This is a genomic window from Ginsengibacter hankyongi (assembly GCF_008710285.1).
In the GTDB taxonomy this organism is placed as follows: Bacteria; Bacteroidota; Bacteroidia; order Chitinophagales; family Chitinophagaceae; genus Ginsengibacter; species Ginsengibacter hankyongi.
In genome coordinates this window covers 685467-701127 of the sequence record NZ_VYQF01000001.1, presented here as the reverse complement: position 1 = coordinate 701127, position 15661 = coordinate 685467, and the positions used below count along the sequence as shown (strand labels likewise).

At 39.1% G+C, this 15661-nt stretch carries 8 protein-coding genes; 7 read left to right on the top strand and 1 reads right to left on the bottom strand.

Annotated features, from left to right (window positions below):
• Positions 1 to 6: 6 nt before the first annotated feature.
• Positions 7 to 1038, top strand: a complete 1032-nt coding sequence (locus FW778_RS02915) for a PfkB family carbohydrate kinase (RefSeq protein ID WP_150413094.1) — start codon at positions 7 to 9, stop codon at positions 1036 to 1038.
• Positions 1039 to 1357: 319 nt separating this feature from the next.
• Here FW778_RS02915 and FW778_RS23400 read toward each other — a convergent pair whose 3' ends face one another.
• The gene (locus FW778_RS23400; protein WP_235906010.1) at positions 1358 to 1504 is read right to left on the bottom strand and encodes a hypothetical protein; all 147 of its coding nucleotides are present in this window, start codon (positions 1502 to 1504) and stop codon (positions 1358 to 1360) included.
• A gap of 251 nt (positions 1505 to 1755) precedes the next feature.
• Here FW778_RS23400 and FW778_RS02905 point away from each other — a divergent pair, with 251 nt between their 5' ends.
• The 6 genes from FW778_RS02905 (at position 1756) to FW778_RS02880 (ending at position 15424) form a co-directional block, all read left to right on the top strand.
• Positions 1756 to 3492 carry a PAS domain-containing protein gene (locus FW778_RS02905; protein WP_150413093.1) on the top strand — a complete coding sequence of 579 codons (1737 nt, stop codon included), beginning with the start codon at positions 1756 to 1758 and terminating at the stop codon, positions 3490 to 3492.
• 117 nt (positions 3493 to 3609) lie between these two features.
• The gene (locus FW778_RS02900; protein ID WP_202552052.1) at positions 3610 to 5457 is read left to right on the top strand and encodes an Ig-like domain-containing protein; all 1848 of its coding nucleotides are present in this window, start codon (positions 3610 to 3612) and stop codon (positions 5455 to 5457) included.
• A gap of 96 nt (positions 5458 to 5553) precedes the next feature.
• On the top strand, positions 5554 to 7527 hold the full coding sequence (locus tag FW778_RS02895; protein WP_150413092.1) for an outer membrane beta-barrel protein: 1974 nt from the start codon (positions 5554 to 5556) through the stop codon (positions 7525 to 7527).
• A 490-nt stretch (positions 7528 to 8017) separates the two neighbouring features.
• A complete protein-coding gene (locus FW778_RS02890) occupies positions 8018 to 10483 on the top strand; it encodes an ABC transporter permease (protein ID WP_150413091.1) in 2466 nt (821 codons plus the stop codon).
• Between the two features lie 78 nt (positions 10484 to 10561).
• Complete coding sequence (locus FW778_RS02885) at positions 10562 to 12937, top strand: ABC transporter permease (protein WP_150413090.1); 2376 nt, start codon at positions 10562 to 10564, stop codon at positions 12935 to 12937.
• Positions 12938 to 12991: 54 nt separating this feature from the next.
• Positions 12992 to 15424 carry an ABC transporter permease gene (locus FW778_RS02880; protein WP_150413089.1) on the top strand — a complete coding sequence of 811 codons (2433 nt, stop codon included), beginning with the start codon at positions 12992 to 12994 and terminating at the stop codon, positions 15422 to 15424.
• Positions 15425 to 15661 lie beyond the last annotated feature (237 nt).

Below are 15661 nucleotides of genomic sequence, written 5' to 3'. Positions count from 1 at the left end.
TAAATTATGTCTACTTGTTTAGGCACAGGGTTGGTTGCATTAGATGTAATATTAAATGGGAGCCCTACAACTTTACCCAAATTATCTGCCGGCGGCTCGTGTGGTAACGTGCTAAGTATACTAAGTTATCTTGGTTGGAATAGTTACCCAGTGGCAAGGCTATCGAATAATCAGGCGGGAGCCGAACTCTTGCACGATTTGGAAAGATGGAATATTCATATCGATCATATTTCCGTTAATAAAGAGGGAAGCACACCCATTGTTATCCATAGAATACTTAAAGATAAAACGGGAAAGCCGGTTCACCGGTTCGAGTTTCGTGATCCTGAAACAAAATCCTGGCTTCCACAATTAAAGCCGATCACAAAAACCATTGCAGTGGAAGTATCACAGCGGAGCATCAAACCGCAGGTTTTTTATTTTGATCGTATGAATCCCGGTACTCTGGAACTTGCAAGGAATTTAAAATCAAAGGGTGCAGTTATTTATTTTGAACCTTCATCATACAGAGATATTAAACAGTTCGAAAAATTTCTTGCTATAGCTGATATTGTAAAATTTTCACATGAACGTATTCCGGATTATAAGGAAAGATATAACCTCATTCGGTGTTTCTTGGAGATAGAAACATTTGGTGATCAGGGATTGGCTTATAGAACTAAAAAGAGTTCTGAGCCAAATCATTGGAAATCGATTAAAGGATTTTCTTTAAATAATATCCAGGATGCAGCTGGAGCCGGTGACTGGTGCACTTCTGGCATTATAAGTTACCTTTGTTCGGCAGGACAAACTGGCCTTTTAAATGCCGAGATCGACCTTATCGAAAGAGCACTGGAATTTGGGCAAGCACTAGGAGCGTTAAATTGTTTATATGATGGAGCTAGAGGCTTAATGTATTATTACGAATATAAATCTCTAGTTTCGACAATTAATTCCTTCACTTCAGCAAGAAGTATAGCTCAAAAAGATTTAGTGCTGTCGCCAATAATTGATATTTCTACAAATAGGCAATTTTCGGAATTATTTTGCAGTGTATAGAGTTGGAAAATAGATAAAAATTTATCTGCCAAAGGGCCTTAAGTGTTATCAACAAGGTTTTATAAAACGGATATAACTGACTATAAGTTAAACTCAGCTTCTTAGCTTGGCACACTCGACAAACAGCTTTAAGCTCTCCCCTTCAACAATAATTCTTCCAGCTTTTCAATCATATCACCCTTTTCCTTCAGCATTCTTTCATCCAAAGCAATTTTTTCATCGTATAGCTGTATAACTTTTTCAATAGGGTTAAAGTTGCTATTAAACGCGTAAACAGCTCCATGATTTACTCTGCCGTCATTAAAGCTATTAAAGTAGTTTACTGCTTTGAATCTTCTAAGTTTCTTATAGCTTCCTCCGGCACTTTTAAAATTTTAGCCACTTCTTCCAGCACATCATCTTCAATCTCTTCTTTTTGTTCCAGTAAAGAAACTTTCTGCTGGCTCCAGTTGAGTTCTGCTGCCAATGCATCCTGCTTAATGCCAGCCCATTCGCGGAAGCGTTTGATATTTCGGCAGCGCCTTATGCCGAACCCGGTAGGATACCAACCTGCAACGTTTTAAACCAGGTGCTTACCAGGAATGCAACAATTGTATAGAAAATCAGCCATTGTTGCAAGCAAGTATCAGAAAACGCAGATATATTGGCAACCTTATTGCTATATACACAGCTTAGTCTATCTTACAACTGAATCTTACGCTAACCTCCCAAGGATCTATGAATAAAAAAAAGCCCGGCGCACCTGAAAATTCCAATGCCGGGGTAAATAACGACTCTCTGATACAACTCGCTTTTAATAACGCCGCGCAGCCAAACATCATTACTATTGTCAGCAGCGGCAAGATAATATTGGTCAACAAAGCTGCGTGCACCCTTACAGGCTTTTCCAAAAGAGAATTATTAACCAAAAGCAGGGCATCTGTTTTCGATACGAATGAGACCAGTTTTAAAAAAATGCTCAGCCAAGGGAACGCTGAAGGGCAATCTGTTACCCTGGTAAATATTATAACAAAAACCGGCAAGGCGATTCCCTGCGAAATCAGTTCTGCGGTTTTTATGGATGAAGACGGAATTGAAAAAGCCATTACCACCATTTCCGATAGGAGTCAAAGTATCAGGAAGCAAAAAGAAATCGACACTAAGAAGGATAAAATAGTGGAGGATAATATTATTCTCGCTAAATCCAGGCAAAAAAAGGTTGAAGTAAAAAAAGAAAAAATAGTTGCAGATAATATTATAGTGGCGCAGGAAAGATCTGATGCCAGGCTTGCGGAAAATAATGAATGGATAAAATATATAGCCAAAGCATCGTACGATGTGATGTGGGACTGGGATATTGTAACCGGCGAAATTTATGTAGGTGACAGTATTGAAGAAGTGTTTGGTTATAAAGTGCAAAATAATACGGTGCATTTTAACCATTTCAGCCGTTGCCTTATCCGCGAGGAAAAAAATACTATTGAAAAAAAATTATTTACGACACTTGGCTCAGATCATAAAAGCTGGGACGATTCTTATAGGTTCAAACGTTATGACGGTTCGGTTGCATCCACTACCAGCAGGGCAAGCATTGTAAGAGACGAACAGGGAAAAGCGATCCGTCTTATCGGTGCCATACAGGATGTAAGCAGGCTGCAGGAACTTGAAAAAAAACTGGATGATCAAAGTACCGTAGAGAACGATAACGGCGATATATTGCTTAAAGCATCTAATCTTTCCATCGAGGGAATATGGCACTGGAATTTATTAACGAATGAATTTTTCCTGAGCGATAGATTTGAAGAATTATTTGGGTATTCAACAAAAAACAATGGCGGCAATATGGATGCTGATTGGGCTAATTACTTTCACCGCGATGATAAAGAAGCAATTATAAAAAGCCTGTACGATGCAATTGCATCACCTGTTACCTACTGGGAAAGTACTTATCGCTTCATTAAGGCCGATGGTTCTGTTTCAAGAGTATTTAGCAGGGCCAGCATCATTAGAAATAACGAAGGAAAAGCCTGCCGTATAATTGGGGTTATGCACAATGTTAGCAGGCAACCAGAAAAGAAAGTCACTTTTCCTGAGCCAATGGAGGATAGGAAACCCATGCTTATCGGCAAGATAAAAAATATAATTGTGGATTTGGTTCATTATTCGGATGAACAGTTGCAAACAAACTTTTCTGATTATCTCAGTAAGAAACTGGAATATGATTATACCTATCTTTCTAATCTCTTTTCAGAAGCCGAAGGCATTCCCATTCGAAAATTTATTATTGTACAAAAAATTGAACGGGCGAAAGAATTAATGATGACTGGGGAAGTGAGCCTTACACAAATAGCATCGAAACTTCATTACAGCAGTGTGGCTCATTTATCCAATCAATTCAAAAAGGTCACGGGTTTCACGCCATCTTACTTTAAACAGGTGCAGCAACAACAACTTACCGCATCGGAAAATGTGTGAAAGATGTAAGTCTTTTCCCAAAATCATGTAACACCTCTACAGATTTTATTGCCCTCATCTTGCGTTTTATTGTCGTGTAAAAACTAAAAACACAACAATTAATTTTAAAGCGCAATTATGAAAAACAACCCTTTCCAAAAGGAGAAAACCCTTATCCGCACACGTAAAGGCTACCATCACATTTTCAACAAATGGTTTATGTTAGCACTGCTGGTTGTTTTTGCAGCCGGATGTAAAAAAGTTACCGAAGAACCCGGGATTTTAGGCGTCTGTCCCAAAGTAATTTCAACCAACCCTGTGGATACCGCTTCAGGCGTAAGTCTTAACAAGACAATTGATGCCATCTTTAATGAAGCGATGAATCCTTCTACCATCAATTCGTTGACCTTTACAATAACCAACGGAACGACGCCAATTGCCGGGGTGATTACTTATGCAGGCACAACGGCAACTTTTTCACCAACTCATAATTTTTTACCCAATACTAAATATACAGGGACAGTTACTTCCGGGGTAAGAGACCCCGCGGGCAATGCCATGGTAAGTAATTATGTTTGGAACTTTACAACCGGTGCAGGTCCGGATATAATACCGCCTACGGTTATTTCAACCGATCCGGCGAATGCAGCCATAGGTGTGGCGCTCAACAAAAAGATCTCGGCTACTTTCAGTGAGGCAATGGATTCTTTATCCACTACCACCAGCTTTACCTTAGTAAATACAACACTTGGCGGAGTTTCAGTGAATGGTGCGGTTTCTTATTCAGGCACTACGGCCGTTTTTTCACCATCGGTTAATCTTACGGCCAATACCACTTACACGGGTACCATTACTACCGGTGCTAAAGATGTTACCGGCAATGCAATGATAAGCAAGTATGTATGGAACTTTACTACGACGGGCGATGTAACGCCACCAACGGTAACCTCCACCGACCCGGTGAATAATGCTACCAATGTGGCCCTGGATAAAAATATTGCTGCCACCTTTAGCGAGGCGATGGATCCTTTAACGCTTAATGCTTCCACATTTATTCTGAAACAGGGAGCAAACACGGTTTCAGGAACTTTAGCCTACTCAGGCACAACGGTTACTTTTTCTCCTTCAGTTAATCTTGCATCCAGTACCGTTTATACAGCTACAGTTACCACAGGGGCAAAGGACCTTGCAGGCAATTCACTGGTCAGCAATTACGTGTGGAGCTTTACTACCGGATCAATAGCGCCTCCGTCATTTTTAGGAAGTGCGGCTGGTTTTGGTGCGTTTGGCGGAAATGCCGGGATAACCAACCAGGGATTAAATACCATCATTAACAATGGAAGCATCGGTACCACCGGGGCCTCTACCTTAATTACAGGATTCCATGATGGAACCAACAACGATATATATACAGAAACCCCGCTGAATGTAGGCGATGTTACAGGTGGAATTTATACGGCTCCTCCGGCGCCGGGAAATGCGACTTCATTTACCATAGCAACTAAAGCTTTGGCAGATGCAACCACTGCTTATAACAGTATTTCTCCTGCTTCAAAACCGGGTGGAACTGATCCGGGTGCAGGTGAACTTGGAGGATTAACCCTGGCTCCGGGTGTTTATAAATCTGCCAGCGGCACTTTTAAAATAACCAACGGAAATCTTACGCTGGATGCCAAAGGAGACCCCAATGCGCAATGGATATTCCAGACAGCAAGCGGTTTAACGGTAGGTGTTGCCGGTCCATCAGGAGCCCGCAGCGTCGTAATGATAAACCAGGGCCAGGCTAAAAATGTTTACTGGTATGTGGGTAGTGCGGCCACTATTAACGGATCAGGCGGTGGTATTATGAGCGGAACTATTATTGCTTCTGCAGGAGTTACTTTCTCTACTGCCGGTAATGCAGTTCAGACAGTATTGAATGGCAGAGCGCTTTCCTTAAATGCTTCGGTTACCATGGTAAACACTACTATTAACGTACCACAATAACAAAGTTATTAGTTTAACAACACACACAAATCATCCCGCCGCCGGGCGGGATGATTTCCAAAAGAACAATACAATTAATTTATAAAAAGATATTTTATGTTACAATTTCATCTAGCAAATAAAAAATTTGCAATCATGTTCCTGGTGTCAATTTTCGCAGGGGTCGCAGGCCATGCACAAAAAGTAAAGCGAACACAACCCGTATGGTGGTTCGGCGAATCAGCTGCTGCAAACTTCAATACTTATCGCGGTACCACGCAAATGCTCAACAACAGCTTAACAGTACCTACTGCGTTTCATAAAGGAGACGGAGTGAAGCCTTATCTCTCTTTACTTACGGAGTACAGGCCGAACAAAGTTTGGGGTGGGATGCTAAATATAGCTTACGATAACCGCGGCGGAAAGTTTGACGGCGTGGTGGCTCCCTGTAATTGTGCGGCAGACCTGTCAACCAATATCAGTTATGTGGCTGTTGAACCCAGTTTACGCATCGCTCCCTTTTCTAACGCCTTTTATATTTTTGGCGGGCCAACACTTAGTTTTAATGTGAGCAAAGCATTTACGTATACGCAGGAAAAACAACCCGATACCAGGGGCGACTGGAGCGATATTCGCAAAACTGTTTTTTCAGCCCAGGCAGGCGCCGGTATTGATATCCCGGTTTCTGCACGTACAAGCGCAACACAGATGACCGTTTCTCCATTTGTATCTTTTCTTACCGACTTTGGTCATGACCCACGCTCAGTAGAATCATGGTCATTTTATACAGTTCGTGCCGGTATTGCACTAAAGTTTGGTACTTCCAGGAAATCAATCGCTAAACCAATAGAAGAATCCGTAGCAACTTCACCGGTTGTCCAGGAAAAAGATGTGCAGTTCTCAGTAAGGGCACCCAAAGTTGTTCCATTGAGCCGACAGGTAAAAGAAACATTCCCACTTATTAATTCAGTATTTTTTAACCAGGAATCAACTGACATACCTGCCCGTTACATACAATTGAATGAGGACCAGGCTGCCTCATTTAAAGAAGCCCAATTACAGGAAGGACAGCCGGATAATTTAAATAATGGCCGTTCGGCAAGGCAGTTAGCGTTATATCATAATATTCTAAATATTATGGGCGATCGCTTGCGCAGCAATCCGCAAAGCACTATTACTTTAATTGGTGCATCAGGTAAAAATCCTGCTGAAGGAAAAATAATGGCTGAAAATATTAAGCAGTATTTAGTAACAGTTTTTGGAATAGATGGCTCAAGAATAAATATTGATGGAAAAGATAAACCAGCTATTTCCTCAGAACAACCGGGTGGTGATAAAGAACTTGCATTATTACGTGAAGAAGACCGCAGGGTAGATATCGTAAGCGCTTCTCCTGAATTACTGATGCAGGTTGGCGGAAGTAGTTCACCCTATTTAAAACCTGTGGAAATAACTTCTGTACAAACAGATCCTTTAGACAGCCACGTACTATTTAATACAGACGGAGCTGCTGAATCATTAAAATCATGGACAGTAGATGTTACAGATGAACAGGGTAACGTGCAGCACTATGGTCCTTATACACAAGACCAGGCTTCAGTTTCAGGGAAGACGATTTTGGGCAACAACCAGCAGGGTAATTATAAAATTATGATGATTGGCCAAACAAAAAATGGCGGTACCATTGAGAAAGAAAGCTCTGTTAGTTTAATGAAAATGGATGATCCTAAACAGGAAGGATTGCGTTACAGCATCCTCTTCAATTTCGACCAATCGAAATCAATTGCTGCTTATGAAAATTTCCTTACTGATGTTATAACGCCTCTTGTACCTGAAAATGGAACGGTTATTATTCATGGGCATACGGATATTATAGGAGATGAAGCATATAACCATACCTTATCGCATGAAAGAGCAACAAGCGCTCAGCAAATTATTGAGCAAGCCTTGTCAAAAGCCGGAACGAAAGGTGTTACATTTGAATCTTACGGGTTTGGTGAGGATGCCGGTACGGCGCCCTTTGACAATACACTTCCCGAAGAAAGATTTTACAACAGAACAGTAATTATTGACATTATCCCGGCGAAATAAGATAAAATAAAAATTTCCAAAGCACAGGATATAGCATTAGCAAATGTTATATCCTGTGCTTTTTTTAGTAGGGTTATCGATACCTCAAAAGAAGGCAACTTTGAAAAAATGCCCCCGCATTCCCGAAAGGTTTGATATTTGCTATGGTGTAATTTCTATCGCCCTTTTATCTGTGTATCACACTTTCTATGACAACCAGGTGTATTCATTTCCCCGGGTACCCAACTGTTCACTTTCTTTAAACAAGTGTTCGTTTATGAACACTTGCGCACCAAATAAATTATAATAAATAACTCTTTATCAATACGATGCAGGCTTGGTATATGGATTGAAAGTTTTTCCGGTGATTGGCTTTATATTAAGGATGATGATGTGCAGCTTCCCGGCAACGGGCACGCAGAATTATAAATCATAAAGGAGTTGTGAATGTGATGGTTATCGGGTTTTCTTTTTACTTATAACTTAAAACATACGGCCTAAAACTTATTTTATGTTTAAAACTTATTTTAAAATAGCATGGCGCAGTATCATCCGTCATAAAATTTATAGCATGATCAATATAGTCGGGCTTGCTTTGGGCATTTGCGCTTGCATTGTCATATTTCTTGTTACAAATTATGAATTCAGCTTTGATAAATTTCATCCTGATTCAGACCGCATCTACCGCATAGTTGGCGAGGCGCAAAGAAACGGCGGAGAAAAGCAATTTTTAAACAGCCCGTTTTCTGATGTGGCCGGTTTTCAAAACCAGGTTCCCGGCTTTGAAGCAGTGGCTGGTGTTTACTCCTACGGTGCCGGGGTAAGCATACCCGATGGTAACAGGCCGCTGAAAAAATTTGATGGCCGGCTTGAGGGCTCTTATGTTTCTGCTTCCATTATTACCTGGCCCCAATATTTTGATATTTTTAAATACCAATGGCTGGAAGGTAATGCCCGGGTTTTAAATGAACCGTTTAAAGTAGTGCTTTCAGAAAAAAGGGCACGTCAATACTTCGGCGATATTCCGTTAAGCAGCATGATCGGGAAAACTGTGATCTATGATGATTCATTACGGGTAGGCGTAGCCGGTATAGTAAAAGACTGGAAGGGGAATACTGATTTTGGATATACTGATTTTATTTCCATCAGCACGGCAACGCATAGTTTTTTAAAAAGCCGGATTCCAACGGAAGACTGGAATAGCTTAAGTCCGCACCAATCCATGGCATTTGTGAAACTGGCAAAGGGGGTCACACCATCCGGCATAAATAAAAGGTTTGCGGCATTTATAAAAGACCATGTAAAATTTCCCGATAATAGTTCTTCACTACACATGTATCTCCAGCCGCTCAATGACATTCACTTTACCGATGATTTTCACCGCGGCGATGACGGTGATGATTTCAGGAAAGCTTACCTGCCCACATTATATGCTTTGATGGGCGTTGCTTTATTTATCTTAATTATTGCAGCCGTTAATTTTATTAATTTATCAACAGCGCAATCTATACAGCGGGCTAAAGAAATTGGGGTGCGAAAAGTGCTGGGCAGTAACAGGAGAAATATCATGTTCCAGTTCTTAACAGAAACATTGGCGCTTACTTCCATTGCCGTGGTGCTTTCAGTGTTGCTCGTTAACCCTGTGTTGCATCTTTTTAAAGATTACATCCCCGAAGGCGTTGCCTTCCATCTTTCCAATTCATCCACGCTTTTATTTTTGCTCGCCGTTACCCTGCTAACATCTTTGTTAGCTGGTTTTTATCCGGCTAAAGTTTTATCATCTTATTTGCCGGTACTAAGCCTGAAAGGTGCAACCGGGCAACAAGGTCGTGAAAAGGTGGGGCTGCGTAAAGAATTAATTGTGTTTCAATTTTCAATTTCATTGGTCTTTATTATCGGCGCTATAGTTATCGGCAAGCAGATCAGTTTTATGAACACAACCAATAAAGGCTTTAATACGGATAACGTTATTACATTAGTGAAATGGCGCGATAAAGATCAAAAACTAAAGGTGCTGGCGCAACAGGTAGCACAGATAAAAGGTGTTGATAAAGTGATATTACAAAATCATGCGCCGATGGGTTTTGCGCAAATGACGAATAGCTTTAAGTACAAAGGCAGGCAGGAAATAGTTACACAGCCATTAATGGAAATTGGCGATGACCAATACATCCCTTTTTACCAGATGAAAATTATTGCAGGCAGAAACATGTTGCATAGCGACAGCCTGAAAGAATTTGTGATAAACGAATCCATGGCAAAGGTAATCGGTTTTACTAACCCTCAGGATGCGGTAGGTAAAATGCTCTACATGATGGGACCAACAGAAAAAGCTTATCCGATAGTTGGAGTGATTGCGGATTTTCATCAGCAATCTTTTCATGATGCCATACAGCCTGCTGTAATAGTAAATGATCCTTCATTGAATTTTAGTGTTGCAATAAAGCTTGCAGCATCCGAAACAAATATGAAATCTGTAAAGCCAATTGTATCGGGGATAGAACAGCAATGGAAAAAAATATACCCGGGTGAGCCATTTGATTATAGCTTTTTAAATGAATCTGTTACCTGGTTATACGGCCAGGAAAAGAAGACGGCATGGCTCATGAACGCAGCGATGGTCATTACTATTTTTATTTCCTGTATGGGTTTGTTTGGCCTTGGCATGTACACTGCTCAAAAACGAACGAAAGAAATCGGCATCCGTAAAGTTCTTGGTGCAAGCGTTACCAATATTACTGCTATGTTGAGTAAAGAATTTTTGATACTGATCCTGATAGCTATCATTGTTGCTTCGCCGGTTGCTTATTATTTTTCAAAACAGTGGTTGCAGGACTTCGCTTACCGGACGACCGTTAGTTGGTGGATATTTTTGGTGGCGGGTGCAGGAGCTGTATTCATTGCATTACTAACGGTGAGCTTCCAGGCAATAAAAGTAGCGATAGCAAACCCGGTGAAGAGTTTGAGAACGGAATAGTATCGTGAATGGTGGATGGTGAATCGTGAATCGTCAATCGTGAATGGTGAATAAATCACATCTTATAAATCAACTTCTATGTTTAAAAATTATTTCAAAACCGCATGGCGCAATTTGATGAAGAGCAAAATGTTTTCGTTAATTAATATTCTTGGATTAACCATTGGCATTACAGTTTGCATGATGATTTATTTATTTATCATGAATGAATTCAGCTTTGATAAATTTCATAAAAATGGTGATCGCATTTATCGTGTGCAACGTGGAATAAAGATGGATGGAAAAGCGGCAAGTGTTGCCTACCTGTCTGGTCCTTACATGCCTGCTTTATTGAATGATTTCAAAGGTCAAATAGCAAGTGCTGTTCGTGTAAATCAAAATGATAATTTATTTAGTGTCGGCGATAAATCTTTTCATGAAAAAAAAGAGATTGATGTGGATTCAAACTTTTTTAGCTTCTTTTCATTTCCATTACTAAAAGGAAATCCTTCAAAAGTATTGAATGACATAAATAGTGTTGTGCTAACTGAAACAACAGCAAAAAAATATTTTGGAAGCATTGATAATGCAATGGGAAAAATTGTTATGCTCAACAAAGAAGCGCCGTTAAAAGTTACAGGCATTGCAAAGGATGTGCCTTCTAATTCACACCTGGATTTTGATATTGTTACTTCTCTTGAAAGACGCAGGAATGCCAGCTTTATGAATGTGTGGATAAACAATGGATTATATACTTATGTGGAACTTGCTCCTAATGTAACGCAGTCCCAGGTAGAAAAACAGCTTCCTGCTTTTATGGAAAAAAATATGGGTAGTGATATGCGCAAGTATGGTTTCCATTTCACGCTTTCATTAACCCCATTAAAAGATGTTTATTTTTCAGGTTCTTTGGACAACACTAAACACGGCGATAAAGCTGTTGTATATATTTTTCTTTCTATTGCAATTTTAATATTACTTATTGCCTGCATCAACTTTATGAATCTGTCAACGGTTCGTGCAGCAGAACGTTCTAAAGAAGTTGGCTTACGTAAAGTGCTAGGTGCATTACGTAATAATTTAGTTTGGCAGTTTATAGGTGAATCACTTTTGCTTACAACCATCTCATGTTTACTTTCTGTTGGTTTACTGTTTTTGATCATGCCATGGTATAATCAAATATTAGGCTATTCATTAACGGTATCGTGGAATACCTGGACTATTTATTTATTTCTTATTAGTGTAATTATTATTGTAGGAATTTTAGCAGGCAGCTATCCTGCATTTTTTTTATCAGCATTCTCGCCCATACAAGCCTTAAAAGGCAAATTGAAATCAGGAAAGGGTGGCGCATCATTCAGGCAGGCATTAGTTATTGTTCAATTTAGCATATCCGTGTTTTTAATTGTGGGCACTATCATCATTACAAAACAAATGAATTATGTAAAGAGCAAACAACTTGGTTATAATAAAGAGCAAACCGTAATTATTCCAATTGATAATAATGATATCTATAATAACCTGAATACTTTTAAAAACGAACTGCAAAATCAAAGTGGCGTACAATCCGTCTCTGCAATGAGTGGCGAGCCAGGAGGATTTTTTGACGGGCATATGTTTGAAGTAGAAGATCATGCAGAAAGATGGAATGCAAGAACCGAGTTTGCCGACTTTGAATTTGTAAAAACATTAGGTTTAAAAATTATTGCAGGCAGAGATTTTTCAGCACAATTTCCAACTGATACAACAAGCGCGGTTTTAATAAATAAAACAGCTGCAGCCAAACTTGGATGGACACCACAAGAAGCCATTGGCAAATGGATATTGAACACAGTTCGGGATAGCGCAAGACGCAGAATTATTGGTGTGGTTAATGATTTCAATTTTCAATCATTAAAACAAGATGTGGATGCGTTGGTGATATCGCCGGCAGAAGACAGAAGGCAAATATTAGTAAAATTGAAACCAGGCAATTTGCAGGCCGGTGTTGCACTTATAAGAAACGCATATAGCAAAGCCGCGCCCGATTATCCGCTTGAATACAAATTTTTAGACCAGCAGTTTGATGATTTGTATAAAAAAGATATTCGCCAGCAAACTATTTTATCTGTGTTTGCGGGCTTAGCCATTTTTGTTGCCTGCCTTGGCTTATTCGGCCTTGCATCATTTACTGCCACAAAACGGTTTAAAGAAATCGGTGTAAGAAAAGTGCTGGGCTCATCTGTACAAAGCATTGTTGTTTTATTATCAAAAGATTTATTAAAGCCCGTAATAATCGCAACCTGTATTGCATTGCCTGTTGGTTATTGGGTGATGAATAAATGGCTGCAAAACTTCGCTTATAAAACAACAGTAAGCTGGTGGATTTTTATTGTAGCTGCGCTGATAACTTTTGGTATTGCAATAATTACAGTTAGTATAAAAGCAATTAAAGTGGCAATGGCAAACCCAGTGAAAAGTTTGAGAACGGAATGATATCGTGAATGGTGAATGGTGAATAGATAGATCATAATTTATAAATCAACTTCTATGTTTAAAAATCATTTTATAACTGCATGGCGAAATATTATAAAACAAAAGTTTTTTGCTGTTATTAATATTTCAGGATTGTCAATTGGCATTGCATGTTTTAGCTTGCTTGCCTTATATGCTTATAATGAATTTAGTTTTGATAAGTTTAATAAGAATGCAGGCAATATTTATCGCCCTTATGTATGGTTTGATGCATTAAACGGTCAGCCTGCTGCAGGTTATATGGATTATTCCGGTCCTACAGCAACAACGTTAGGTGAAGCGCTGAAGCAGGATTTGCCCGATGTAATAAATTATGTACGCATACAACTTCCTTACGACAAGAGTTTACTGCGTGCAAACAATAAAGGATTGCGGGCTGAAGTTACTTATGCAGATCCATCGCTGTTTTCAGTTTTTTCTTTTCCTTTGAAATACGGTAATGCTGCGTCTGCGCTACGTAATCTGAATGATGTTGTATTAACCGAATCAAAAGCAAAAGAGCTATTTGGAACGGACGATATTGTTGGAAAAATAATCGAGATTAAAATAGGCGCCACATTTCAACCTTTCACTATTTCCGCAGTTTCAAAAGATATACCTGAAAATTCAACAATTCACTTTGATATTTTAGGCAATTTTTTATACGCTGAAAAATATGTGAATGGAAGCATTTTTGTCGGGAATGATTTTCATTATATTGATAAGCAAACCTATGTTCAGTTAAGGCCGGGAAGTACACTGGCCAATGATAAAAAACAATTGCAAAATTTTCTTGCTACGTTTTATCCGGGCTATTTAACTGACTTAAAAAATAGTGGTGCTACATGGCCAAAGAATGAAATACCGGTTAATCTAAAGTTGCAGCCATTGCTTTCAATACATACTTCTGATATTAATTTATGGCACGACTTTCCACACGTTGATTTGAAATCCATCTGGATTCTGCTTGCAATAGCTTTTGGGATTTTGCTTATTGCCTCCATTAATTTTACTACGCTTGCAATAGGGCGATCTGCAGGAAGAAGTAAAGAGATTGGTGTAAGAAAAGTTATCGGCGCAGATAAACGTCAACTTATTTTCCAATTTATAACAGAAGCGTTTTTACTGTCAATAGTTTCAGCCATAATTGGATTATTGTTAGCCAATTTATTATTGCCATATTTTAATCAACTTGCAAAAAGTGATTTACATTTCTCGCTTTCGCCGCAGATATTCTTTTTGTTCGTTAGCCTGGTGATCATCGTTGGATTAATCGCAGGAAGTTATCCGGCATTTGTACTTTCTTCATTCAAACCGATTCTTATTCTTAAAAATAAAATTCGCGTTGGAGGTTCAAACTTGTTTACCAGATCGCTGGTAACTTTTCAATTTGTGTTATCGATTGTATTAATTGTCTCAACGATTATTATGCTTCAGCAAACGCAATATTTATTAAATAAAAATCCCGGGTTTAATAAAGAAAACGTTATTGTGGTTGATGCTTCAGAATCAGATCCTGCTAAAATTTTCCCATTGTTTAAACAATCAATAATAAATCAACGTTCCATCGAAAATGTTGCAAGCGCTGCTGCTGGTTTGGGAGCCGGGCAAAATTATCTGGGATACTCTGATAATGGCCTGAATGCAGATATAAACATCATCGACACAAACTATTTGAGTGTGTTGGATTTAAAATTGATTGCCGGGAAAAACTTCAATGCTGCAAATATTAATGACACAGTAAAATCCATCATCATTAATGAAACCATGATGAAGGCTTTTGGATGGAATACTGAAAACGCAGTTGGAAAAGAAATTAAAAATTTTCAAGGGCAGAATGCTGTTGTAACAGGCGTAGTAAAAAATTTTAGCTATCATTCATTAAGTGAAGTTGTAAAGAACCAGGCTTTCATCACATCAAAGGATAAAGGGTATGCAAACTTTTATGTAAGAGTAAAACCTGGTGATCCAACTGCAGCCATTGCAGCAATGCAAAACGAATGGAATAGTTTATTGCCGGGTATTCCTATGCGGTATAGTTTCCTTGATGATGATATAAATAACTATTACAAAGCCGAACAAAAATGGGCAAGCATTGTTGGATGTGCAAGTAGCATATCGATATTTCTCGCATGTCTCGGTTTATTAGGCTTAGCTGCGTTAGCTTCCATCAATCGCGTTAAAGAAATAGGTGTAAGAAAAGTATTGGGCGCATCTATACCTGATATTCTTGCACTGCTTTCAAAAGATTTTATAAAATTAATTATTGTTTCGTTCCTCATTGCTTCACCCCTTGCATGGTATTTTATGAATAATTGGTTATTGGATTATGCCAATCACATCCATATAAACTGGATCGTTTTTTTAATAACAGGAATCGCGGCCATAACCATCGCATTTATAACAATCAGCTTCCAGGCACTAAAAGCAGCGGTAGCTAACCCGGTAAAGAGTTTGAGAACGGAGTGATATCGTGAATGGTGAATGGTGAATAAAAAAACAGGATGGCAAAAAATCATACGTCATAATTCGTCTTTTATGTTTAAAAATTATTTCCGCCAATAGCTTTTTTACATTAACATATTTATATCTTTTGGTGCTTCGGAAGTACCGTTGAAGTTTTAACCGGCCTATTGTTAGCGGGCGCATCTATCATCATCGGCAAGGTTTTATACATCAGGTATAACTGACTTTATCCGGCTGTGG

Bases quoted from the DNA above. Each gene is read 5' to 3' on its own strand.
- FW778_RS02915 (WP_150413094.1), top strand. From the start codon at position 7: ATGTCTACTTGTTTAGGCACAGGGTTGGTTGCATTAGATGTAATATTA.
- FW778_RS02905 (WP_150413093.1), top strand. From the start codon at position 1,756: ATGAATAAAAAAAAGCCCGGCGCACCTGAAAATTCCAATGCCGGGGTA.
- FW778_RS02900 (WP_202552052.1), top strand. From the start codon at position 3,610: ATGAAAAACAACCCTTTCCAAAAGGAGAAAACCCTTATCCGCACACGT.
- FW778_RS02895 (WP_150413092.1), top strand. From the start codon at position 5,554: ATGTTACAATTTCATCTAGCAAATAAAAAATTTGCAATCATGTTCCTG.
- FW778_RS02890 (WP_150413091.1), top strand. From the start codon at position 8,018: ATGTTTAAAACTTATTTTAAAATAGCATGGCGCAGTATCATCCGTCAT.
- FW778_RS02885 (WP_150413090.1), top strand. From the start codon at position 10,562: ATGTTTAAAAATTATTTCAAAACCGCATGGCGCAATTTGATGAAGAGC.
- FW778_RS02880 (WP_150413089.1), top strand. From the start codon at position 12,992: ATGTTTAAAAATCATTTTATAACTGCATGGCGAAATATTATAAAACAA.